The following is a 22,787-nucleotide window of genomic DNA, read 5'->3' on the forward strand; positions in this document are numbered from 1 at the left end:
GGCTTCTTCTCTCACCGGAGTCTGGGGCGTGGGCTGGTGATGTCATGGATCAGGCCTGCATCCGCATGATCTCGTTGAACGCCTCGACTCCGCGGTTGCGCAGAGCGGAGATGGTCTCGAAGCCCAAGGATGCCCGCTGCTGGGCCAAGGTGGCTTGGTGGAGGTCGTCGAGGTTTCCGGTCACGCCGTCCACAGCCAGCTGGCGGGCGCCGGCCTCCATGCCCGAGACGCCGTCGACCGCGCCGCCCAGGATTGACGCGAACGACGAGCCTGCTGGCTGAGCCTCCGCGGTGGGGCTCAGCGATGCGGCACGCTCAAGCTGAGGATTCTGCTGCACATATCCGGTCGCGGCGGTGGGCGCGGCGGAGAGGATCGCTTCGGTCACTTCGGAGTTCCGATCTGGATGGCCGCCCGGTAGATGTCGATGGCTCGGTCCACCACGGCAGTGTTCATCTGATAGCCGCGCTGGGCCATGATCAGGCTGCCCATCTGGTCCGACAGAGTGATGTCGGGGTAGCGGACATACCCCTGCTCGTCGGCCAGAGGGTGATCGGGCTCGTGGACCACGCGGCCTTCCGCGTCGCCCCATTCGCTGCCGACGGCGGAGACCCCTTGGTTGTCGGCGTTGGCGACGGCTGTCACGTAGCGGGCCTGGAAGGCTGCGTCCTCGGTGGAGGTCACCGTGTTCACGTTGGCGAGGTTGTCCGAGACGGCGTCCAACCATTTGCGGTGGGTGCTCAGTGAGGTCCCGGCTATTCCGATGGCATCCATGGGCATGGTCAGGCGCTCCTGAGGGCGGTGCGAACGTTGGTGAACTGGGACGTCAGCGACTGGGCGGCGAACTGGTAGCGCAGGACCGTGTCGGCGTTGGAGAGCGTCTCGGTGTCTGTGTTGACGTTGTTGCCGTTCAGGCGCGTGGGCTCCAGCGAACGGGCAGCCGAAGCTTCCGCCGCCCCGTCTCCTCGGCGGACCGAATCCGCAAGTGCGGATTCGAACTGGACGCGTCGGGCGTGAAAGTTGGGCGTGCTGATGTTGGCGAGGTTGTCCGCGATGGCGTTCTGCCGTGCGGCAAGGCCGTCGAGGGCGCTGGTCAGCGCGCGGGACGTCACGGAATCGAACATTGCTCCCCCCGGGGATGCATGTGCGGACAGCGCACTAACGTGCGGCGTATCCACCTGTGGACGGCCAATCCATGGCCGGTTCGCTGGGAGCAATCCGTGCTCGTCCCCCACTGTCGGCAGTTCGAGCAGGCGCGTTAGCCCCGTGGAGGATCTTCTTTCTCAGGCGGGGCGATCGACTCAGCCGCTGGTGTCCAAGTAGCGGGCCTGGTCAGTCTCATCCGGGTGCGTCGGTGCCCGCCGCAGGGAGGTGATGCTCCTGCCGATCTCAGCCTGCGCGGCCCGCGCCTGCTGAGAGGCGCGCTCCAGGGCCAGCGACGCATCAAGGGCCCGCTCGGCGAACTCGGGGGGAAGCGCGGTGCTCGGCTGCGCGGGCGGTTCGGGTGAAGGGGCGTCGAGCGCATCACGGTCGAAGGTCGGGTTCAGGACGTGCTGGGCCCACGTCTCGACCCGGCGCAGGTACTCCTCCCACTGAGCCTGGGAGGCACGCCGCTCAGGCGACACCGAGCAGTCCGCTCTGCGGGGCGGAGTCTCCGTCCTGCTGGGCGAGGGCCTCGTGCCACGTCTGCCGCAGGGGTTCGAGAAGGTCGCGGGCCTGGCGGGTCAGGGCGGGGCTGCGCCGGAGATTCGCGGTGATGAGCAGCTCGGTGCAGAAGATGTAGATGCTCTGCAGCTGCGCAGCTGCAGACCACGCCTTCACGTCGAGGGTGGCGAGCAGCTCGCTGATGATCTGCTGCGCGTGGAGGAGCTGCTCCTGGGCCCGCACCCACTCCTGCTGGTGCTGGGCCTCTTCGGCACGGTCCAGGTCGAGGATCAGCCGGTCATAGAGCATCGTCAGCAGCTTGCCGGGACTGGCGGAGAGCACGGCTTCGCGCTGCATCCGGGCTCGCATCTGCTCGGGACTGCCGGTGAGGGCTCCGAATCGGTTCATCGTCTTCTCCTGTGAGCGGCGGTGCTGGGACGGGGTCAGGCGGTGCGGCGGATGGCTGGGGTCAGCTGCTCTTCGGCCTGCTCTGCGGCAGGCTGGCCAGCTGGGACTGCAGGTAGTCCATCTGGGAGTTCATCTGCTGTATGGCGACCTCCAGCGCAGCGTAGGTCCGCTCCAAGGTGGATCGGCGGGTCGCCAGACGGGAGTCCCAGGTCAGGATCTGGTCCTCGGTCCGACGGATGCTGGTCTCCTGGCCGGTGATGCGCGAGGTGATCTGGCCGTTGTAGCGGTCAGAGAGGGAGGATGCAGTGTCCGCCACACGGCCTGCCAGCACGGAGAACATCTCCTCAGTGCCTTCTCGGTCGTTCTCAAGCGCCTGCGCGAAGCGGGCCTGGTCGAAGGTGATCTCGCCCCGTCGGCTGATCTGTATGCCGATTGAGGCCAGGGACTCCCCGGCGATGGGCTGGATCGCGGCGTCGGTGAGCCTCTGCCGCGCCGCCCGTGCGGTGGAGTCGCCGGTGAGGGTCGAGGCTTTGACGTCGTCGCCATCGGTGGTCACCGCCGACTGTCCGGATATGAAGCTGAGGACGGAGCTGAGACGGGTGACCAGGGCCTGTGCGGAGGCGGTCGCGGCCTTCGTGTCCTGCTCCACGGTGAGGGTGACAGGAGCGGCGGAGACTTCGGCGACGGAGACATCCACCCCGGGCAGCAGATTCGCGAAGGTGCTGCTGGAGCTGGTGACCCGCTGTTCGGCGGCAGTGCCCGCCCACAGGGTGACGGCGGCGTCAGCGCCCTCGGCGGTGACGGTCGAGCCGATGCTCGTGCCGCCCAGGCTGAACGCACTGCCCGCCCCGGTGGCGGAGGCCGTGAGCTGGAGGCGATAGGTCCCCTCGCCGGTGGCCACACGCGTGGCGCTCACCCCGGCGGTGGCGCGGTTGATGGCGGCAACGACGTCGCTCAGCTCAGTGGAGGCGGCCTCCACAGCGTGCTCCTCGCCGTCGGCTCCGACGATGGTGAAGCTGGCGGTGTCCCATGCGGCGACTGCGTCGGTGACGGCGGTGTGCCGGGCAGCGAGGGAATCCACGGTGAAGCTGACCGTTCCGGGAGCAGCTTCGGGGCGCGCGGCAGCCGAGGCGGCGCTGCTGCTGGTCGAGGCGCTGTAGTGCTGCAGGGCCTCAGGACGTTTTGCCTCCTGGGCAAGCGTGCTGAGGTCGGCGACCCTGGTGTTGAGCTGACGGAGGGTGTCCACCAGCTCGTTCTGGGCTGCGGCCCGTCGCTTCAGCTGCTGCTGCGGTATGGCCTCCACGGCCATGAGCTGGTCGACGATGGCCCGGGTGTCCATGCCGGTGGCGATGCCGGGCATTGACATGGAAGTCATCCGAAGCTCCTCTGGAGGTCATGGGGAGGGTGCGGAGCAGGACTGCCCAGGGAGAGATGCTGATGTCCCGGGGCAGCCCTACGCCGCGTCAGCCGGGGGATCAGCCCAGGAGCTGCAGCACGCCCTGGGTGGACTGGTTCGCCTGCGCGAGCATGGCGGTGCCGGCCTGGGACAGGATGTTCGAGCGCGTGAAGTTGGTCATCTCAGCGGCCATGTCCACATCGCGGATGCGGGACTCAGCAGCAGAGAGGTTCTCGCGGGAGACGTTGAGGCTGTTGATGGCCGACTCCATGCGGTTCTGGGTCGCACCCAGCTCCGAACGCGCCGAGGACACCTGGGTGATGGCGGCGTCCAGCTGTCCGATCAGGGTCTGGGCACCCGCGTTGTCGCTGACATCGAAGTCAGCCAGCACGCCATTGGCACCGGCGATCGAGACCCCCTCATCCTCGAGAGTCAGCGAGATGCTGTCCAACTTGACCTCGATGGTGTCGAACGCGGTTGCCCCGGCTCCCACCTGGAAGGTCAGCGCATCGTCCTCACCGCCCTTGAGCAGGTCGATGCCGTTGAAGTTGGTCCCCTCGGAGATGCGCGTGAGCTCCTCCCCAATGGCGTTCAGCTCGCTGGTGATGGCGGCACGCGACTCGGCGTTGTTGGAGTCGTTACCGGCCTGCACGGCGAGGTCGCGGGCACGCTGCAGCAGGTCGTGGACCTCAGTCAGCGAACCTTCAGCCGTCTGGATCAGCGAGATGCCGTCCTGCGCGTTGCGGGCTGCGACCTCCATGCCGTTGACCTGGCTGCGCAGGCCCTCGGAGATCGAGAGGCCGGCAGCGTCGTCGGCCGCACGGTTGATGCGCAGACCTGAGGACAGCTTCTCCAGCGAGCTGGACAGGGAGTTCTGCGTGTTGGACAGGTTGCGGTGTGCGTTCAGAGCCGCGACATTGGTGTTGATCTGAAGAGACATATCTCATTCCTCCATGAAGAGTTCTTCTGCTGATGATCGGGTCCGTCCATGGACCTCACCCACCGCTATCGGCGCGGCCCCACCCAGCCGTTAGCAGATCGCCGAAGAACTTTTTCGCCGCCTCAAGGGCCGCTCAGGCGATGAGAGCCAGCAGGCCGCCGAGCACACGCTGGCCGTACATCGCGGAGTACTGCTCCCGCCGCTTGGCTCCTGCGCCCTTCGCCGCCGCGGGTTCAGGGGTGCCCATGGCGTAGTGGGCGTTCAGCGCGGTGCGCAGCATGCGCATCGCCTCTGTCCTCTGCTGAGAGACGGCCGAATGGGTCACGCCCAGCTCAGCGGCGACGTCCTTCACGGTGCTCCCGTCGAAGAAGAGCCGCGTGACGATGAGCCGCATCCTCTCAGGAAGCGCCTGGACTGCTTCTCGCGTGACGTGCGCCTGTTCGGCGGCCAGCAGCTCCTGCTCCGGGGTGGAGCTCTCCGCCACCAGATAGTCGGACATCTCGTCCTCCAGGGAGACCTCGGTGAGCTGAGCGTCCCTCATGGCTGCCCCGGCCGTCTTCTCGTCGACTCCCATGGCGGCCGCCACCTCAGCGACAGAGGGTCTGCGTCCCAGGGCTCCTGTGAGCGCGTCCTCGGCGGATCGGCTCTGCCGGATCTTCTGCCGCTGGAGCCGTCCCGCCCAGTCAGAGGACCGCATCTCATCGGCGAACGCCCCCAGGATGCGGCGGCGCGCGTACGCGCCGAACGGAACGCCCTTCTCCGGGTCGAAGGCATCCGCTGCCTGGATGAGCGCGATGGATCCCACTGACGTCAGATCCTCGCGCGAAAGGTGCGTCGCTCGTGAGCAGAGGTCTGACACGAGGTATCCCACGAGCGGGAGGTTATCGACCACAAGCTGATTCCGTGCATGCGTGTTCAAGGTGCAATCCCCATATTGCCTTGAGCACAGAGCGGCCGCCTCAGCCGCTCTGCTCTCATTCAGTTGTTGCGGTCCCGAGCATCCATTCCTGGGAACCACCTTAAAAAGTCCTTAAGTCATCCTGACTTCTTCAACATTGAACTAGATCATTGCTAACTGCAAGTTAAGAGGAGGTAACCGTCGACAGCACGCACGCCGTTTGAGAAGATTTCATCTTACGGAGCGCGGATCCGTGCCGACAGTGTGCGGGTAGACACCCCGCTGATCTGCGCAAGGAGCTGCTATGACGCTGAACTCGCTCACCGCCCTGCTGTGGCGCGAGCGTGAGCTCCTCGACCTCCTGGAGTTCAAGATGGAGGAGCAGCAGCTCCTGCTGGTCGCAGGCAAGACCCAGTGGCTGGACCGGGCCACCCGGGAGATCGACACCGTGGTCGAAAAGGTCAGCGCGGCGTCGCTGGCCCGAGCTGTGGAGTCCGCCGAGGTGGCCGCATCGCTGAACCTGGACGGGGATTCGACGCTGGGCCAGATCACCCAGGCCGTGACGGAGCCGGCCTGGCGGGACATCCTGGAGAACCACCTCAGCGCCCTGCGTGCCACCGCGGAGCGCATCGCGGCGCTGAAGGACACCAACACCACCATTCTTCGCGGAGCGCAGCGCGCCACCCAGGAGACTCTTGCGAGCCTGGATTCCGACACCTACACATATGACCAGCCGCGGCAGGGCGGCTCAGACCCGTCCCCTCGGCTGCTGGATACGGAGCTGTAGACCATGAGCACCTTCAGCGGGCTCAGCACAGCCTGGAGCGGCCTCACCGCCGCCCGGCGCGGCCTCGAGACGGCCGGCCACAACATCGCGAACGTGGGCACCGAAGGCTACACGCGCCAACGCGTGGAGACCGCGTCCGTCGCTGCCCCTGCGACGGTGGGACGCCTCAGCCTCGGGTCCAGCTCCTCCGGAGGAGTGACAGTCACTGACGTCGCTCGGCTGAACAGCCTGCACCTGGATGCCCGGGTGCGAAGCACCGGGGCGGCCGCTGAGCAGACGTCGGTCAGCGTCGACGGCCTCTCTCGCATAGAGAGCATCCTGCGCGAACCGGGGGAGGGCGGCCTTTCGGAGCTGCTCAGCGAATTCTGGCAGTCATGGGACGACGTCGCTGCGGCGCCGGGTGAGCAGCCGCCCGCGGCTGTCCTGATATCGAACGGGAAGGCTGCTGCGGATCAGCTGAACAGGATGCACGAGGAGCTGTCCTCCCAATACGCCTCAGAGCGCCGCTCCCTCGACGCAGCGATCACGGAGGTCAACTCCGCTGCCGCATCGGCAGCTGCCCTGAACCAGCAGATCAGCAGCCAGGGGGCGGCCGGAGGGTCGGTCAACGAACTCTTGGACAGGCGCGATCAGCTCGCGGCGCGGATTGCGGAGCTGACCGGAGCCGAGGTGCGCTACAACCCGAGTGGCACGGCGGATGTGCTGATCGGCGGCACAGCACTGGTTGAGGGCTCGTCCTCCAGGAGCCTCGCGGTCTCGGGCGGTTCGAGCATCAGCGATGCGGAAGGTCCCCGCGTGACATGGTCGCACCGGGAAGCCACGGGGGATGCGGCCTCACTCACCGGCGGTGAGATCGCCGGCAGAATCGCCATGCTGGCTGCGCCTGAGGACGGCGGCCCGCTGAAGGCTGCGGCTGCGGCGATGGACGACATCGCCCTGGAGCTCGCCGGCCGAGTGAACGGGGCTCAGGGTGCGGGGGTCACAGTGGCGGGTGACCCCGGAAAGGACTTCTTCTCAGTGGATGCTGCCAATCCCGCAGCATCGTTGAAGGTTGTGGTCTCTCAGGCGGACCAGATTGCTGCGGGCACCCCTGGAGGCGGCGCGCTGGACGGCTCCAACGCGTCGCGGATCGCGGAATTCGGCACCGCGTCCGGCGGACCGGACGAGATGTGGGGCGCTTTTGTGGCCCGGGTGGGAACAGCCCTGCGTGACGCGTCGGCTGTGTCTGTGAACGCAGCGACCGCTCATGTCAGCGCAGTTGAGGCGCAGCGTTCGCACGCGGGGGTCTCGTTGGACGAGGAGAACGTGTCGCTGCTGACCCACCAGCATGCCTATCAGGGGGCGGCCCGAGTGATGACGGCCATCGACCAGATGTTGGACACGCTGATCAACCGCACCGGTGTGGTCGGGCGATAGGGAAAGTGGTGAACATGCAGCGCGTCAGCTCCATCTCAGTCGTCGCGGCGGCTGATCGCAATATTCAGGCTGCCCAGCAGCGGCTCGCCGCGGCTACTCGTAAGGCCTCGTCCCTGAAGGAGATCGAGCGGCCCTCGGACAACCCGACTGCGACCGCTCAGGCTATGGAGGTCCGGGCTCAGCTGCGCGCCAATGTCCAGTATGAGCGCAACGTGAGCAATGCCAACGCCTGGCTCTCGAGCGCAGATTCGGCTATCTCGCGCGGAGTCAATACGATCCACCAGGCCAGAGACGTCCTTCTGTCTGCGTCGAACCAGGGCACGATGACGCCCAGCACCCGTGAGACGCATGCGCTGCAGCTGGAAGCCTTGAGGAAGGATCTGCTGGACGCGGCGAACACCCAGTTCATGGGACGCAGCGTGTTCGCGGGAACGTCCGATGCGCCCCGTGCCTTCGATGCGGATGGGATGCATCAGGGGGTGGCGGACACCTCGGTGACCCGAAAGGTGGGGCAAGGCACCACTGTTCGCGTCGATGTGGACGGCGCTGCTGCCTTCGGCACTCGTGAGGACAACGTGTTCGGCATGCTGGCCCGCGCAGCCGAGAGCGTGCGCTCCGGCGAATCGCTGCTGCCGACGATTGAGGAGTTGGACGGCTGGTTCTCGCGCCTGCAGGCTGTTCAGGCTGAGGTGGGCGCCCAGCATGCGACGACGCTTCGTCAGGAGGCAGTTCTCATGGATGACAGAGTGCGGCTCGAGACCCGCAGGGGTGATCTGGAGGACGCTGACTTGGCGTCCGCCGCTCTTGACCTGCAGGCCCAGGAGGTCGCATACCAGGCGGCACTGATGTCCTCGGCGCGCGTGCTCCAGTCGTCGCTGATGGATTATCTGCGGTGACGTCCCAGCTTCGCTTTCCCCAGTCGCTTCCGGGCTTGGCGCCGTTGACGCAGTTCGTGCTCTCGGCCGTGGAGGGGGCCGCCGGCCTGTACTCGTTGGAAGCGGATGAGCTGCCGGAGCTGAAGCTCTTCCTGATGGACCCGGCCCTTCACATCCGGGACTACGCTCCGGACATTCGCGCCCATCTTTCGGAGGTGGACGCCGTATCCGCAGATCAGGTTCGGGTGCTTGTGGTGGTCAATACCGCACAGGGCGAGCCGGCTGCCAACCTTTTGGCCCCGGTGCTGGTGAACGTCGATACCCTTCAGGCGGCCCAGGTCATCCTTGAGGGACAGGACTTTCCTGTGCGGCGAGTGCTCACCCCTTCTGAATGACACGGCTCGATGGCCCAGTCCTGGGGTGGGCACCGGTGGTGGTTCACAGAGACAGGCCCATCTCGGCGCGTTCCCTGCGCTCACGGATTCGGCGGCGGGTGTCCTCCGTGTTGCGCTCAGGCTGGGGGGCCGCCTGACGCTGCGTGAGGGGGATGCAGTGTCCGAGGGTCTGTCCGCCCCGGTGAATGACAATCGGGTCGGTGCCGGCGAGGTAGATCTCCAGCCGCTCACGAAACTCTTCGATATCAACGCTTTTGACCACGAGGGTCCCTTCCGCTCGATGAACGTGAAAGGCGTGTGAGGACTACCCTTCCCCGGTACAGTCCTCACACGCCAGATCTGTTGAGGCGAATCAGTTCGCTCTCTTCTCGGAGGGGCGGAGACCGCCGGCGGCGGATCGAGCCTTCCCTGGACCCCGACCGCTATGCCGACGGCCTCCTGTTCCCGTTCCCTCCGTTAGGAGACCTCGGTGCGTCGCCGTGGGGATTTGGCGATCCACCAGGTCCCCGCACCGGAGAGCAGCAGGGCCAAAGCGCCCAATGCCGCACCTCCGGTGCTCACTCCGGTCCGCGCCAGCTCGTCCTCTGTGTCATCCGAGTGAGGCGTCTCGGATGCGGACTCACTGGTCAGCTGACCGGGAGTGTCCTGCTCCCCTGCCGGTGATGGCTCAGGGGTGATCTCTTCGACGGGCTTCGGCTCGTCCTCGGCGGCAGGAGCAGCCCCGCGGAGGAGTCGTTCTCGTCACCGTCCTTATGCTGCGGCTGAGCTGCTTCCTTCTCGCCGGCTTCGTCTCCAGACGTCTCATCCTCGGGCTGAGGCGCCTCGTCTTCGACCGCTTCGTCCTCGGACTTCTCGTCCTCCGGCTGGGGCGCCTCGTCTTCGATCGCCTCACCCTCGGAGTTCTCGTCCTCTGGCTGGGGGCTTCTTCCCGAGGCTCAGAGGGTTCGTCGGTCACAACGGGCTCAGAGGGTTCGCCAGCTTCTCCCTCATCGCGCTCTTCGTCGACGTCGTCCACGGGCTCTTCGATCGCATCGACTCTCACGTCGACCGATTGGCTCGCCGCGTCGCAGTCCTCACCGTGCTCGCTGCACCATGTCACCTCTGCAGTGCTGGTGAGGTGACCGGGGGCTGCGTCAGAGGCGGTGCTGACGTGGAGCTCAATGGGGTCCACCTCGTCACCCGCATCGAGGGAACCATCCAGATCGCACGTCAGGACCCCGCCGAAGCCGTCATCATCCTGCCCACTGACCTCGCAGGCCTGCCACGTGTCGTCGCTGCCAGCGATCACCTCGTCGACGCGAATTCGCTCATCCAGCTCGTCAGTGAGTGCGACCTCGTAGGCGGGCCCCCGCTGAGGTGCTCCAGGTCGACCTGGTATGCGAAAGTTTCGCCGGGCTTGGTGCTCTCGACCGAGGCGCTCTTGGTGATGCCGAGGGATGCCGATTCGACCGTATCGGGCTTGTCCTTGCCCGGCTTGTCCTTACCGGGCTTGTCCTTACCCGGCTTGTCCTTACCGGGCTTGTCCTTGCCCGGCTTGTCCTTGCCCGGCTTGTCCTTACCGGGCTTGTCCTTACCGGGCTTGTCCTTACCGGGCTTGTCCTTACCGGGCTTCTCCTTGCCCGGCTTCTCCTGCTCCGGTGCCTCCTGCTCCGGCTCTTCCTCCTTCGGCTTCTCGACGGGGAGGTTCTTCAGATGGCAGATGATGTCGGCGCCCTTCTTCACTTTGAAGCTGAACGCGCCGTCATCCCCAAAGCCGAATCGCGTGGCTGAGGTTGGTCTTCTTGTCGGTGCAGTGACCGGAGCGGAACTTCAGGCCCAGCTGCGCCTCAGCGTTGACAGTGACCGTGCGGTACCCCTTGGCGCCCACTTCGATGTCGAACAGAGCTCCCCGGTTGGTGAGAGTAGCCTTCGTCTGCTTGCTCAGGCCTTTGCCATCCAGGTGGAAGATTGAACCGATGAGGCGCTTCGAATCCCAATGACTTCCGGTAACAATCTCGTTGTTTACGATCTCAATACTAGCCTCTGCGCTGACTTGCTTGCCGCCCTCCAGCCATTTCGGCCCGTGCGCCATGGCTGGTGCTGCTGCACCTGCGCTGACTGCGGTGATCGTCACCGCAGCCGCTGAGCTCAGCACTGCGCGGCGCAGCCCGTTCCTGCGCCGCGCAGCCCTGTCCCGCTGATCCCCCTGCTTTTCAACCATTCCCAAGTTCCCCTAAATCAGAGTGCTTATGACGTTCCAGCGTTTGAATTCCCGTTCATCCGCCAGAGATCACGCTAGCCCCCAAATGGTCGCTGTGACCCGGAAAATGGCACTCTCAGGTACTGATCACGGGGGGATGCAGGTGCTTCACGGGGAGACCATCGGACCATGGCACGGGGAATCCCCCGTGGTCGCCCCAAGAGACCGCAGGATGCGGCAGGGCAGGCGCTAAACCGGACCCAGCGCATGAAGCTCTGCGAGCAGACCGAACACCCGCTCGTTCATCTCCACTTGGGTCATGACGATGCAGATCCTGCCGTCGGGGTCGACGAAGAAGTCGGTGCCGAGTCCGCCGGACCAGCCGAACCGACCGCGGCAGGGTCCCCCTGTCACGACCGAGACCCCAAACCCCCAGCCTGTGCTCTCCCAGAAGCCCGGGTAGAAGCTCTCAGCCGTCTTTGAGCCAGAGGGGATCTGGTCGCTGCGCAGCTCGTCCCTGAATTCGGGGCTGAGCAGACGACCATCAAGCAGCGCTCGGAGGAACGCGTGATAATCCCACAGCGTCGAGACCAGTTCGGAGTGGCTGACATCGAATGGCGGAGGGGCGCAGTAGAAGCCCTCTCCCGGGGGCTCAGACTCCTCGAACCCCTCACCCCGGTGCCGGAATGCCGCAATCAGACGGTGCGCCTGAGCGGGCGGGACACTGAAACCGGTGTCGGCCATTCCCGCCGGAGTGAACACCGTGTCAGCAAGCACGCGCTGCGTGCTGCCCCTGCCGAGACGTCCGAGCAGGATTCCCAGCAGACCGAAGGAGTGATGGTAGCGCCATCCGCGGCCCGGCTCGAAGGCGAGGGGCAGGGCCGAGAGTGCGTTCAGCCAGTCCTGAGCCCCTAGGGCCACCGGCGCCGCACCTGCTTCAACTCCCGCCGCGACCATGGCCTGCTTCAGCGGGGAGTCCGTGGTCATGACGCCGAAGCCTGATTGGTTGGTGAGCAGGTGGCGCACGGTGATCGGGGTCTGTGCAGGTTCCGAGTCGCTCAGAGCGGCGTCGGGGCGGGAGAGCACGCGAGGTTCGGCCAGCTCAGGCATCCAGGCGGCGATCGGATCTTCCAGACCGATCAGTCCGTCCTGGACCAGGCGCAGCATCGCCACTGCGGCGACGGGCTTCGTCATCGATTGGATGCGGAAGATCGAGTCCGTCCGCAGAGGCTGCCCACCCGGTGCATCACGTCCGACGCTGATCGGATGATGATCCTTCCCCCAGCTGGCGACGGCCCCAGGCATCGTCCCAGTCTCGACGTGGCGAGCCAGGAGGCCATGGAGAGCATCGGACACAGAGGCCCCCTTCGATCAGGAGACGAAGCGTATGCGAATACTAGCCCCGATCATCAGGCAGGCACAGGGGGGTGTCAGGTGGTGAGGCCTCGTGGCTGCAGCATGCGGCGCAGCTCGTGCCGCGATCTCAGGCTGAGCTTTCCGAGGACGTTGGTCACGTGAAACTCGACGGTGCGGACGGAGAGCACCAGGTCCTGGGCAATGTCTTTGTTCGTCAGCCCTTGGCCGACCAGCAGCGCAACTTCGCGCTCCCGCGCGGTCAGAGCGGACATCATCCGCACGGCTTCGTCGGGCACCGAGGTGGGCAGGTCGTAGATGACCCGCTGCATGGAACCGGTCGGATAGGCGTCGGCGGTCGGCACGATAGGCATCGGCGCGGTGGGCACGTCAGCGCCGCTGTACACGTGGATAGTGGGACGGTCAGCTTCTGCCGCCTTCTGATCCTTCTCTGCGCGGCAGGTCAGCGCCGTGAGGAGAGCCTGGGCCTGCACTGTGAGACTCGGGGACGAGCAGCTCTGCCAGACCTGCACTGCCCACGCGAGCAGCTTACCGGCCCGCTCCTCGTGATGGGCCAGCCCGGTGTGATTCTCAGAGACAGCCTGCCCGATGTCCATGGCGAGCAGCGCGCGGAAGATCCTGTAGCCGCCGCCTTCTCCTTCCGGCATGCCGCGCCGAAGCGGCGGCTCCGTGGTCATTTCATCGAGTGCCGCCAGAAGAGATGTCACACCGTCCTCAGCGCGCCCCTCCCCAATGAGCCCAGCCCCTGAAGGTAGAGGGAGGCGAAGGAGCGGGTGCGTTCGACCGCCGCCGAGTTCGACTCCAGATCCCGGAGCAGCGCCGGGATGGCGCTCGGCTGGCCTGCGTGAAAGTACGAACGGGCCAGCAGCATCCCGGACGTGACCCCTCCCCTCCACCAGCGGCCGGCGCCGTGCATTCTCAAGAGGAAACCGACCGCCCGCTCATGGTCCGCGCCGGCGATCGCATCCCACGCCAATGCGTAGAATCGGGCCGCCTGGGCCATAGGGCCCGCGCGCTCCCCGACATCTGCGACTGCCTGCAGAGTCCGCTCCCACTCCGACAGCTGAGACCTGCAGGCCGGCACGAGGGCGACCACGCCATAGGCGATGATCGCGGCAGGGTCCTCCCCGTCCAGCAGCACCGACCCGGCAGCTTCGAGGGCGAGCTCCGCGGCATCGTCCCACAGGCCTGCGTCGAAGAGCGCGTACACAAGCTGCACCCTGGCGTACGTCACCGCTCCGTCCTCCAGGTACTGCCAGTGGTGACGGCTGACCCACTCCAGATCCTCGACGGCATCAGCCCGCGCGCCCATCTGTCTCAGGCCTGCGCCCCTGATGGTCCTGAGCATGGCCTGTGCGGACTCGGTCCCCGGCTGCAGCTCCAGGTCCATCAGCATCTGCCCGACAACGGAATGGGCCGAGGCGAGACGCGGGCCTTCGCATCCGGCGAGAGCTGACCACATCTTCACCATGGCACGGACGTTGATGAGATCGGTCCGCGCACGAGCAGCAGTGTGGGCCGGCTGACGACCTTCCGAGAGACCTCGCTCCGTGACAGCCAGCTGAGCGAGGACGATCCGGAAAAGCCCGTGCATGACGCTGAAGTCGCCGAGCGCGGCTTGAACCCGGGCCAGCATGCACACGACCTCGCCGAACAGCAGGGTCGCCTCGGTCGAGGCGCCGGAGAAGTCGGTCACCCGGTTCAGCTCGAACTGAGCGGCGTCGAAGCGGCCAGCATCGAGGTGCAGGCGAGCGCGAAGGGCCGATCTCAGGACTCCCGGAGGGAGACGGTCAGCGGCGGAGGCGATCTGACGCAGCCGCCTGCTGCGCTTGGCTCGCAGGGCAGCCCTCGCAAAGCTCTCCAGCGCCGCCGGGGATTCCACGATCTCACACGTGGCGGACGTCAGCTCGAGGGCGCCTCTGCGCTCTCCCGACGCCACGCTGTCCGCGGCCGCATCCAGCAGCTGAGGGATCAGCCCATCCGTCTCTTCGCCGTTGAGCTGCGCCGACTGCGCCAGGTGCAGGAAGCTCCTGCTCGAGTCGCTGATCTCGGCCAACGCTGCGTGATACGCCGCGAGTCGCTCCGGCGGAATCAGGCGACGCAGCGCGCTCCGGACCACACTGTAGCGAAGGTCGAAGCGGCCCATTCTGCTGGCGACAAGCGGACAGTCCTGAAGACCCTCCGTCACGGGTGTCACGCCGAGGACGGCCCGCATATCCGCGATCGAGAGCTCTCGGTCCGCGGCAGCCAGCAGGTCCAGAAGGACTCTGGTGCCGTCGTCGCAGTGCAGCAGCGCACGAGCAAGGCCGCCTTTCAGCTCCCCGAAGGGCCCCCACCGTCGCCGAACGATTCCAGGGCGTCATCGATGTGCCGGCTGACGCCGGGGCCCGAGCTCGCCAGCCAGCGGCCCACGTGGTCCACAAAGGCTGGGAAGCCATCGGTGGCCTGCAGCACTCTCTCTGCGACCGGCGCGCCCACGGGAAGCCCGCTGGCGTCGACCAGCCTCTGCCTGATCTCGTCAGCACGCAGCGGCTCCAGCACCAGGTGCACGCTGGTGGAATGCGCATCGGCCAGGCGCCCGAACCGCGACACGGACTCGTGGTGCTGCGGCTGAACGGTGGCGATGACAAGCAAGGGTGAGCGCGCGGCATCCCGTGCCGTCTGATAGAGCACGTCCCGTGTGCCGTCATCGGCCCAGTGCAGGTTCTCCACCACCATCACGAACGGCTCGGCGAGGCGCTGAATCTGGTCCAGAAGCATCTGTACGAGTCTGGGCACGTCACGAGGCGCGTCAGCCCTGGCGTCGTATCTCAGAAACTGGACTACAGCGTCGAGGGGACGGTCAGCGTCGCTCGGATCAAAGTGAACTTCGTGGGACTGCCAGTCCGGCGCGACCACCCGCAGGGCTTCGTGCACCAGTGCCGACTTGCCGATCCCGGGAGGCCCTTCGATCAGCACCACACGGGGGGTCCCTGTCTCAGCGCATTCGCTCGCCTGCTTGGCGATCGCCGCCAGTTCTGCCTCACGCCCGGTGAATGCGCGCACAGAGCTCACTGTCCGTCCTTCCAAGAAGATGTGATGCCCAGAGCCGTTCCACCGCGGAATTCAAGCAGCTCCCCTACGCCCGCTGCTCGACCGAGGCGGCTCTGAGCAGCTGGCGGAGCTCTTTCCTGGACTCCAGATCCAGCTTCTGCAGAATGTTCCCCACATGATATTCCACAGTCCTCACCGAAATGACCAAATCTTCGGCGACCTCGCGATTCGTGTTGCCCTCAGCCACTGCGAACGCGATCTCCTGCTCTCGCGACGAGAGGTGCTCCAGCACATCGGTCAGCGGCGGCCCGTCCCCGCCGATCTGCGGCACCGGAGCAGCTGAGTGCGCGGTCTCTTGGACGGGCGGAGCCTGGATCGGGCTTGTCGGCGGAGCGGGGGCGTCGCTCCGCCTGGTCCGCACCCTGTCCATGAGCTCCGAGGCGGCCTCGAAGAGGGTCTGGCTGCCGCACGCCTGAAAGACGCTTGCAGACCAGACGACCATCTCGAGTGCGAGCGAACGATGTGCGGGGAGAGCCTCGCGGTGCTCAACGAACAGAGCAGCCATATCGAGGCCCATCATCGCACGGAGCAGTCGGAACCCGCCGCCTTCGACGGCTGCCTGTGAGGCCTGCAGCGGAGGCTGCCTGTCGAAGAACTTCAGGGTTCTGACGAAGCTCTCCATGGCACGGCCGGGCTCGCCCTGACCCCAGGACTCGAACCCTTTGAGGTACTCCAGCACTGCGAGTTGGGAGCCCACCAGGCTGGGGACGTCTTGGGAGGCGGACCGCATCAGCCCAGGGAGAAGCTCAGACCACTCGGAGCAGTGCAGCTCTCTGGCCAGGAGCAGAAGCGGCTCGAGCCCGACCAGCCACCATCCGCTCGATGCGCTGCGCGCTGAGAGCAGGTGCTGCGCAGCCTCGCTGTGCGCGCCCTCTGAGATGGCCGCCCATGCTTTCACGGTGCACAGGACGCCCTCCACAAGGGGACCTGACAGGGGAGCTTCCTCGAGCTGTCGGATCACCGGCTGAACTTTGTAGACCTGGCCACGGGCTGCAGGGACCAGACAGGTGAGCGCATATGCCAGCAGCGACGCGCCGTTCTCATCGTCGAGCAGCGCCTCTCCTGCGGCGGCCTCGGCCGTCTCGTGGGCTTCGCGCCATTTGCCCGCGTTGAAGAGCAGCAGCGCCGTCTGAGCGCGCGCCTGGAGCGAGTAGGCGTCCGTTCCCCAAGATTCGTCAGAGGCGTCAGCTCGCCGAGCGCCTCGCGGTGCTCCGAGAACTGGGCCATCCTGGTTCCGCGCAGGCTGCGCAGGATCGCCCGTGGGCGCTCAGTGCCCGGGAACTTCTTCAGGAGCTCAACGTGAGCGGCGATGGTCTGCAGCCCCGCCGTGACCGATTTGGGACTGATGCCTTCCACTGTTCGCCAGACCGTCAGCATTCCGTGCAGCCCGGCCGCGTACCCCAAATCCCATGCGGGCTCGATGTCCTGCCCCGACGACAGCTGCTTCGCGCGTTCGCTGCGCAGTCTCTCCTGGTGCCGCTCCACGGCTTCGAGAGTGCGGCTCAGCGTGCCCTGAGGATGGATGGCACCCCGAGAAGAATCAGGTGTCCGCACACATCCGACAGTGTCTGAGCGTAGAGAAGCAGCCCTGACTCTTCCCCTGAGAGGTCCGTACGCCTATCCAGCTCCTTCAGGGCACCCTGCGGGTCGGCCCGCTGGATGCTCAGCATCGCCAGAAGAGCCGAACGGCCCGCCGAGGCCGGAAGGGCGCGCACAGCCGGTTCGAACTCGACCAGGTCCTTCCGGCGGTCAGCCGACACCGCGAGCAGCCCCAACCGTGTGAGGCCCTCGACGTCGGGACGCAGTCTGGCACTGAGGCGCACGAGCTCGAAAGCCTCGCCGCAGTCACCTGCCTCAGCCGCCTCGCGGCCAGCTTCGACCAGCTGCTCGTGGAGACGCTCTGCTGCCACTGCCTCAGGATCGAGCTGTGCGGCGGCCACCTGATGGTGCATGCTCTCGCGGCCGCTGAGCACCGCGGCAAGGGCCAGATGAAGATCGCGGCGCTCCTTGCAGCTGAGGCGGCCGATGAGTCCGCGGCCTGCGGCACGCATCCTCAGCGCGTAGCCGCAGGAAGCGTCATCCCAGCGCACCATCCCGGTCTGAACGAGCTCCCGCGGGCAGATCCGTTCACCGAGGATGCTCTCGAGATTCCGTTCGGAGATCGGCGTCTCAGCCGTGGCGAGGATGTCGAGCACACGGCCCGTCGGCTCCCCGACACCTTCCAGGCTGATGTCGAGCTGAGTGCGAATGTGAAGGAGGTCCTCGTGCTCCAGCGCGTGTCGAATCGCCTGGTCGATGCCGCGACGGCCCATAGGAGTCGACTGCAGCCACGATCCTACGCAGCGGACGAGGAGCGGATAGCCGTCTGTGGCGCGATGGACCCTGGCGGCCGCCTCGCGGCTGACGGCAAAGCCGGTGCAGATGCCCAGATAGTCCTTCACGTCGTCCAGGGTCAGAGGGGCCAGGGCAATGTGGGTGCCTTGAGGACTGACCTGTGCCAGCTGGGCAAGGCGCCGGATCTCAGGGCGGGCGCTGGGCGCTGCGGACATCAGGACGAGCACGGGGCTGTCCACCAATGTGCTGAGGACCTGCCACAGCAGCTCTGCGGAGAAATCATCGGCATGATGGAGCTCTCCGATGGAGACGATCATCGGAGCCTCGAACTCCTGCGCGCCGCGAAGAAGCTTCGCAGCGATCTCCTCGACGCTGGCTTCGTCGCAGGCAACCGCGCTGCCCTCCAACAGTCCGTGCAGGACCGCGCTGTGAGTGGCCCTCTGGTGGCGGCTGAGGACGACGCCGTATTCCGGCCATTCCGGGAAGCTGTCACGGGCCCGGCGCATCAGCTCTGTCTTGCCCACGCCGGCGAGACCCTCCAGGACCACGAACTGCGACTGTCCTCGCCGAACCCGTTCGCCTGCTGCGCGAATCCTGAGCAGTTCGTCGCGGCGACCTACAAAGGGGTAGTCAGCAGCGACCATCGCCTGTTCCGTCCTTGTCTGTGCAAAGTTCCCCCTGGATCATCCCGTTCACAGGGCCATCGCCTTCGTCGTGCGGCCAATAGGCAACCGGAGCCACCCTAACTGCAGCGGCATGCGTGCGGAAGTGAATGCCCCCGAGGCCCGCTCAATGTGACATCCCTCCGATGCCGCGCGCCGTCCCAGCGGATGCGCCGCTCCGCAGAGTACCCGCACATACGAAGAAACCGGCGGCCGGGTCCAACCTTCCCCTGAAGAACCCGGCCGCCGGCTGCGTCCTTGAGTCTACCGGAAACCGAACCGAGGCTGGACCACTGTGGCACCGCTGCCCGAAGGCTCGTGCTCCTCCCGGCGCAGCTCATCGATCGCCTCCTCGAAGTCGTCGAGGTTCTCAAAGCCCCGGTATACGCTCGCGAAGCGCAGATAGGCGACGAGATCGAGGGCACGCAGCGGGCGAAGGATGGCGAGGCCGACGTCGTTGGCATCCACCTCGGCGTTGCCGGAGGCGCGGATCGCCTCCTCCACCTCCTGGGCCAGCACGGCAAGATCATCGGCTGAGACGGGTCTCCCCTGGCAGGCCTTCCTGACACCGTTGATGACCTTCGAGCGGTCGAACGGCTCAGCCGCCCCCGAACGTTTCACAACGGTCAGACTCGTGGTCTCGACCGTGGTGAAGCGCTTTGAGCACACCGGGCACTGACGCCGACGCCTGATGCCGGAGCCGTCGTCCAGGGTGCGCGAGTCCACAACTCGTGACGAATCGTGTCGGCAGAACGGGCAGTGCATGTGCGGGGGCCTCCTTCGTCTCCTGGTTCAGAGCCTACGCGCCACATATTGTGTCGGCCACCGCAAGGTTCAACTACATCTTGTGCCCTGATCAGACCTCAAGGCAGGCGGGGCCCAGCAGGACCTTCAGATCGCCGTAGAGCGCGGGCGAGGGGTCGACCTTGTAGTCCTCACCCAGGCGCATGATCTCCACACGATCTCCGGTGAGCAGCCGCACGTGGACGTCCGATGTCCCTCGGTGAGCCTTAAGCACATCGCCGAGCTCCGTAACGGTCTTCTCCGTAGCCTTCTGCACCGGAAGCGCAAGCACCAGCGGACCAGAGCCGCCGTCGTCGGTGATCTCAGGGACTGTCACGTCCTGGGCCTTGACCACCACGCCGCCGTCCTCACGGCGGTCCACCTGCCCCTTCACGGCCACGATGAGGTCCTCAGCCAGAACCATCGAGACCGCCTGATAGGTCTTGCCGAAGAACATCACCTCGATCGAGGCGCCCATGTCTTCGATCTCGGCCCGGGCATAGGGGTTGCCGGACTTCGCCACCTTGCGCTGCAGACCCGTGATCATGCCGCATATGACGACCGTCGCACCATCAGCAGGGCCATCTTCGCTCACCACTGAGGCCACGGACCTGTCGGCGTAGTGGGAGAGGGTTCGCTCCAAGCCTTGGAGCGGGTGGTCCGAGACATAGAGGCCTAGCATCTCGCGCTCGAAGCCCAGCTTGTCCTTCTTATCCCACTCCGGCAGCTCCGGCACCGGCACCGCATCGAAGCCGCTGAGCTCGTCATCGTCCGCGGCGAACGCGCCGAAGATGTCGGTCTCATACTGCTGCGAGTCCTTCTTCTGCTTCACCGCCTGGTCAATGGCCTGCTCGTGCACGGTGACCAAAGCTCGACGAGTATGGCCCAGCTCGTCGAAGGCACCGGCCTTGATCATGGATTCCACTGTGCGCTTGTTGCAGACCTGCATGGGGACCTTCTTGAAGAAGTCGCCCAGGCTCTCGAACGCTCCCTGCTCCTGACGGGCGCTGACCATTCCCGCCACGACGTTCGTCCCGACGTTGCGGACCGCGCCCATGCCGAAGCGGATGGTGTCATCGCCCACCGGCGTGAACGTCAGCGCCGACTCGTTGATGCTCGGTGCGGTCACCGTGATGCCCATGCGTCGGCACTCTGCGAGATAGATCGCCAGCTTGTCACGGTTCTCACCGACGCTTGTCAGCAGGGCCGCCATGTACTCGGCCGGGTAGTTGGCCTTCATATATGCGGTCCAGTACGCGATGAGGCCGTAGGCGGCCGAGTGGGCCTTGTTGAATGCGTAGTCGGAGAAGGGCAGAAGGATGTCCCACAGCGTCTGCGCTGCCTGCTCCGAGTAGCCGTTGGCCTTCATGCCCTCGAAGAAGCCGACCTGCTGCTTGTCGAGCTCAGACTTCTTCTTCTTGCCCATCGCGCGACGCAGAATGTCTGCCTGCCCCAGGCTGTACCCGGCCACCTTCTGAGCAATGGCCATGACCTGCTCCTGATAGATGATCAGACCGTAGGTCGTGTCGAGAATGTCGGAGAGCGACTCCTCGAGCTCCGGGTGGATCGGGGTGACGTCCTGGACCCCGTTCTTCCTCTTGGCGTAGTTGGTGTGGGAGTCGGCTCCCATCGGACCGGGCCGGTACAGCGCGATCGTCGCCGAAATGTCCTCGAAGTTGTCCGGCTTCATCGCCTTCAGCAGCGACTGCAGCCCTGACCCGTCCAGCTGAAAGACGCCCAGGGTCTTGCCGCTCGCCAGCAGCTCGTACGAGGCGGGATCGTCGACGCCGAGCATCTCGAGGTCAATGTCCTCCCCTCGGTTGAGCTTCACGTTCTCGAGGGCGTCCGAAAGGATGGTGAGGTTGCGCAGGCCCAGGAAGTCCATCTTGATGAGCCCGAGCGTCTCACAGGTGGGGTAGTCGAACTGGGTGATGATCGCACCATCCTGTTCACGCTTCATCAGCGGAATGATGTCGATCAGGGGGTCCGAAGACATGATCACGCCAGCGGCGTGGACTCCCCACTGACGCTTCAGCCCCTCCAGGCCCGTCGCCAGGTCGAAGATCTCCCGATAGCGAGGGTCCCCGTTGATGGTCTCCCGCATCTCCTGCGCCTCTTTGTAGCGGGAGGATTTGTCGTTCTCGATGTCGCCCAGCGGCATCGGCTTGCCCTGCGCGTCCGGAGGCATGGCCTTGGTCAGCGTCTCGCCGGTCTGGAAGGGCTCGCCCATGACGCGGGCGGCGTCCTTCAGCGCCTGCTTGGACTTGATCGTGCCGTAGGTGACGATCATCGCCACCCGCTCGTCCCCATATTTGCGAATGACGTAGTCGATGACTTCGGAGCGGCGGCGGTCGTCAAAGTCGACGTCGAAGTCCGGCATCGAGACGCGCTCGGGATTGAGGAAGCGCTCAAAGATGAGACCGTGCTGCAGCGGGTCCAGATCGGTGATCCGCATCGCGTAGGCCACCATGGAGCCTGCGCCGGAGCCTCGCCCGGGTCCGACTCGAATCCCGTTCTCCTTGGCCCACTTGATGAAGTCCGCCACCACCAGGAAGTAGCCGGGGAAGCCCATCTGAAGGATGACGCCGATCTCATACTCGGCCTGCTTCCGCACCGCGTCCGGGATTCCGGAGGGATAGCGATAGGCCAGCCCCCGCTCGACCTCTTTGACGAACCAGGACTCCTCCGATTCGCCCTCCGGCACCGGAAAGCGCGGCATGTATTCGCCGTTGGACTCGTGGAATTCGACCTGGCACCGCTCCGCGATGGCGAGGGTGTTGTCGCAGGCCTCCGGGAAGTCCCTGAAGAGCTCGCGCATCTGAGCGGGGGACTTCAGGTAGAACTCATCCGAGTCGAACTTGAACCGCTTGGGGTCATCCAGGGTGTTGTTCGACTGCACGCACAGCAGCGCGCCGTGCGCCTTCGAGTCGTGCGCATGGGTGTAGTGGAGATCGTTGGTCGCCACCAGCGGCATGTTCATCTCTCGGGCCAGCTGGATGAGCTCCTTCTGCACACGGCGCTCGATCTCAATGCCGTGGTCCATGATTTCGCAGAAGAAGTTCTCCTTGCCGAAGATGTCCTGGAATTCCCCGGCTGCGCGCTTCGCCTGCTCATACTGCCCCTGACGCAGCCACGTCTGAATCTCTCCGGAGACGCACCCGGTGGTGGCGATGAGGCCCTTGCCGTAGGTCTGGAGAATCTCGCGGTCCATACGAGGCTTGTAGAAATAGCCCTCGATCGAAGCCAGGGAGCTGGCACGGAACAGGTTGTGCATACCCGTGGTGCTCTCAGCCCACATCGTCATGTGGGTGTAGGCCCCGGCACCCGAAACGTCGTCCACCCCGTCGCCGAAGCGCACGCGCGAACGGTCCGTGCGGTGAGTTCCCGGCGTGAGATAGGCCTCGAGCCCGATGATGGGCCTTACGTCGTACTGCTGGGCAGTCTTCCAGAACTCATACGCCCCGAAGATGAATCCGTGGTCCGTGGTGGCGACCGCGTTCATCCCCAGGTTCTTGGTCTGCTCGAAGAGCTCTCCGATCTTCGCAGCACCGTCGAGCATCGAATACTCGGTGTGATTGTGCAGGTGGACAAAGTCCTTACTCACCA

Annotated in this window: 23 protein-coding genes; 4 read left to right on the forward strand and 19 right to left on the reverse strand. The window is 65.7% G+C overall.

Going from position 1 to position 22,787, the window contains the following annotated elements; genetic code table 11:
• Positions 1–49: 49 nt before the first annotated feature.
• From fliE to FS388_RS01835, 8 genes are all read right to left on the reverse strand, one after another.
• Positions 50–385, reverse strand: a complete 336-nt coding sequence (gene fliE / locus FS388_RS01800; protein ID WP_246836265.1) for a flagellar hook-basal body complex protein FliE — start codon at positions 383–385, stop codon at positions 50–52.
• Positions 382–777 carry a flagellar basal body rod protein FlgC gene (locus FS388_RS01805; protein ID WP_146339137.1) on the reverse strand — a complete coding sequence of 132 codons (396 nt, stop codon included), beginning with the start codon at positions 775–777 and terminating at the stop codon, positions 382–384. Before FS388_RS01805 ends, fliE begins: the two co-directional genes overlap by 4 nt.
• Positions 778–779: 2 nt before the next feature.
• Entirely contained in the window at positions 780–1,121 is a 342-nt protein-coding gene (flgB, locus tag FS388_RS01810) for a flagellar basal body rod protein FlgB (RefSeq protein WP_146339139.1), read from the reverse strand.
• A gap of 177 nt (positions 1,122–1,298) precedes the next feature.
• The gene (locus tag FS388_RS01815) at positions 1,299–1,622 is read right to left on the reverse strand and encodes a hypothetical protein (RefSeq protein WP_146339141.1); all 324 of its coding nucleotides are present in this window, start codon (positions 1,620–1,622) and stop codon (positions 1,299–1,301) included.
• Positions 1,612–2,049: a flagellar export chaperone FliS gene (gene fliS / locus FS388_RS01820; protein WP_146339143.1), complete on the reverse strand. Its 438-nt coding sequence runs from the start codon at positions 2,047–2,049 to the stop codon at positions 1,612–1,614. Before fliS ends, FS388_RS01815 begins: the two co-directional genes overlap by 11 nt.
• A 61-nt stretch (positions 2,050–2,110) precedes the next feature.
• Positions 2,111–3,424 carry a flagellar filament capping protein FliD gene (gene fliD, locus FS388_RS01825; protein ID WP_146339145.1) on the reverse strand — a complete coding sequence of 438 codons (1,314 nt, stop codon included), beginning with the start codon at positions 3,422–3,424 and terminating at the stop codon, positions 2,111–2,113.
• 100 nt (positions 3,425–3,524) lie between these two features.
• Positions 3,525–4,385, reverse strand: a complete 861-nt coding sequence (locus FS388_RS01830) for a flagellin (protein WP_146339147.1) — start codon at positions 4,383–4,385, stop codon at positions 3,525–3,527.
• A gap of 133 nt (positions 4,386–4,518) precedes the next feature.
• Entirely contained in the window at positions 4,519–5,256 is a 738-nt protein-coding gene (locus FS388_RS01835) for a sigma-70 family RNA polymerase sigma factor (protein WP_168198559.1), read from the reverse strand.
• A 331-nt stretch (positions 5,257–5,587) separates the two neighbouring features.
• Between FS388_RS01835 and FS388_RS01840 the strand changes: the two genes are divergently transcribed.
• From FS388_RS01840 to fliW, 4 genes are read left to right on the forward strand one after another with little or no spacing between them, the layout of a single operon-like run.
• A complete protein-coding gene (locus FS388_RS01840; RefSeq protein ID WP_146339152.1) occupies positions 5,588–6,070 on the forward strand; it encodes a flagellar protein FlgN in 483 nt (160 codons plus the stop codon).
• A gap of 3 nt (positions 6,071–6,073) precedes the next feature.
• A complete protein-coding gene (gene flgK, locus FS388_RS01845) occupies positions 6,074–7,486 on the forward strand; it encodes a flagellar hook-associated protein FlgK (RefSeq protein WP_146339154.1) in 1,413 nt (470 codons plus the stop codon).
• Positions 7,487–7,500: 14 nt separating this feature from the next.
• Entirely contained in the window at positions 7,501–8,382 is an 882-nt protein-coding gene (locus FS388_RS01850) for a flagellin (protein ID WP_146339156.1), read from the forward strand.
• Positions 8,379–8,756 (forward strand): flagellar assembly protein FliW, encoded by a 378-nt coding sequence (gene fliW / locus FS388_RS01855; RefSeq protein ID WP_168198560.1) that lies wholly within the window; start codon positions 8,379–8,381, stop codon positions 8,754–8,756. Before FS388_RS01850 ends, fliW begins: the two co-directional genes overlap by 4 nt.
• A gap of 43 nt (positions 8,757–8,799) precedes the next feature.
• Here the strand turns inward: fliW and FS388_RS01860 are convergent, their stop codons facing one another.
• From FS388_RS01860 to dnaE, 11 genes are all read right to left on the reverse strand, one after another.
• Positions 8,800–9,018: a hypothetical protein gene (locus FS388_RS01860; RefSeq protein WP_146339160.1), complete on the reverse strand. Its 219-nt coding sequence runs from the start codon at positions 9,016–9,018 to the stop codon at positions 8,800–8,802.
• 1,022 nt (positions 9,019–10,040) lie between these two features.
• Complete coding sequence (locus tag FS388_RS13110) at positions 10,041–10,478, reverse strand: hypothetical protein (protein ID WP_210410217.1); 438 nt, start codon at positions 10,476–10,478, stop codon at positions 10,041–10,043.
• Between the two features lie 19 nt (positions 10,479–10,497).
• Entirely contained in the window at positions 10,498–10,956 is a 459-nt protein-coding gene (locus FS388_RS01870; RefSeq protein WP_146339162.1) for a hypothetical protein, read from the reverse strand.
• Positions 10,957–11,184: 228 nt separating this feature from the next.
• Positions 11,185–12,291: a serine hydrolase gene (locus FS388_RS01875; protein ID WP_146339164.1), complete on the reverse strand. Its 1,107-nt coding sequence runs from the start codon at positions 12,289–12,291 to the stop codon at positions 11,185–11,187.
• A 74-nt stretch (positions 12,292–12,365) separates the two neighbouring features.
• Positions 12,366–12,986, reverse strand: a complete 621-nt coding sequence (locus tag FS388_RS01880; RefSeq protein WP_146341819.1) for a response regulator transcription factor — start codon at positions 12,984–12,986, stop codon at positions 12,366–12,368.
• Positions 12,987–13,012: 26 nt separating this feature from the next.
• Entirely contained in the window at positions 13,013–14,506 is a 1,494-nt protein-coding gene (locus FS388_RS01885; protein WP_146339166.1) for a hypothetical protein, read from the reverse strand.
• Between the two features lie 116 nt (positions 14,507–14,622).
• Positions 14,623–15,363: an AAA family ATPase gene (locus FS388_RS01890; RefSeq protein WP_168198561.1), complete on the reverse strand. Its 741-nt coding sequence runs from the start codon at positions 15,361–15,363 to the stop codon at positions 14,623–14,625.
• 64 nt (positions 15,364–15,427) lie between these two features.
• A complete protein-coding gene (locus FS388_RS01895; protein ID WP_146339170.1) occupies positions 15,428–16,363 on the reverse strand; it encodes a helix-turn-helix transcriptional regulator in 936 nt (311 codons plus the stop codon).
• A gap of 541 nt (positions 16,364–16,904) precedes the next feature.
• Positions 16,905–18,380, reverse strand: coding sequence for an ATP-binding protein (locus FS388_RS01900; protein WP_146339172.1), 1,476 nt, complete (start codon positions 18,378–18,380; stop codon positions 16,905–16,907).
• Between the two features lie 282 nt (positions 18,381–18,662).
• Positions 18,663–19,163, reverse strand: a complete 501-nt coding sequence (gene nrdR, locus FS388_RS01905) for a transcriptional regulator NrdR (protein WP_146339174.1) — start codon at positions 19,161–19,163, stop codon at positions 18,663–18,665.
• Positions 19,164–19,254: 91 nt separating this feature from the next.
• A complete protein-coding gene (gene dnaE / locus FS388_RS01910) occupies positions 19,255–22,785 on the reverse strand; it encodes a DNA polymerase III subunit alpha (RefSeq protein WP_256369557.1) in 3,531 nt (1,176 codons plus the stop codon).
• Between the last annotated feature and the right edge of the window lie 2 nt (positions 22,786–22,787).

The sequence above is a fragment of the Nesterenkonia sp. NBAIMH1 genome (assembly GCF_007922635.1).
Taxonomy (GTDB): Bacteria; Actinomycetota; Actinomycetes; order Actinomycetales; family Micrococcaceae; genus Nesterenkonia; species Nesterenkonia pannonica.

Excerpts from the sequence above, each read along its gene's own strand:
- FS388_RS01805 (WP_146339137.1), bottom strand. The coding sequence starts at position 777 with ATGCCCATGGATGCCATCGGAATAGCCGGGACCTCACTGAGCACCCAC.
- flgB (WP_146339139.1), bottom strand. The coding sequence starts at position 1,121 with ATGTTCGATTCCGTGACGTCCCGCGCGCTGACCAGCGCCCTCGACGGC.
- fliS (WP_146339143.1), bottom strand. The coding sequence starts at position 2,049 with ATGAACCGATTCGGAGCCCTCACCGGCAGTCCCGAGCAGATGCGAGCC.
- fliD (WP_146339145.1), bottom strand. The coding sequence starts at position 3,424 with ATGACTTCCATGTCAATGCCCGGCATCGCCACCGGCATGGACACCCGG.
- FS388_RS01830 (WP_146339147.1), bottom strand. The coding sequence starts at position 4,385 with ATGTCTCTTCAGATCAACACCAATGTCGCGGCTCTGAACGCACACCGC.
- FS388_RS01840 (WP_146339152.1), top strand. The coding sequence starts at position 5,588 with ATGACGCTGAACTCGCTCACCGCCCTGCTGTGGCGCGAGCGTGAGCTC.
- flgK (WP_146339154.1), top strand. The coding sequence starts at position 6,074 with ATGAGCACCTTCAGCGGGCTCAGCACAGCCTGGAGCGGCCTCACCGCC.
- FS388_RS01850 (WP_146339156.1), top strand. The coding sequence starts at position 7,501 with ATGCAGCGCGTCAGCTCCATCTCAGTCGTCGCGGCGGCTGATCGCAAT.
- FS388_RS01870 (WP_146339162.1), bottom strand. The coding sequence starts at position 10,956 with ATGGTTGAAAAGCAGGGGGATCAGCGGGACAGGGCTGCGCGGCGCAGG.
- FS388_RS01880 (WP_146341819.1), bottom strand. The coding sequence starts at position 12,986 with ATGACCACGGAGCCGCCGCTTCGGCGCGGCATGCCGGAAGGAGAAGGC.
- FS388_RS01900 (WP_146339172.1), bottom strand. The coding sequence starts at position 18,380 with ATGGTCGCTGCTGACTACCCCTTTGTAGGTCGCCGCGACGAACTGCTC.
- nrdR (WP_146339174.1), bottom strand. The coding sequence starts at position 19,163 with ATGCACTGCCCGTTCTGCCGACACGATTCGTCACGAGTTGTGGACTCG.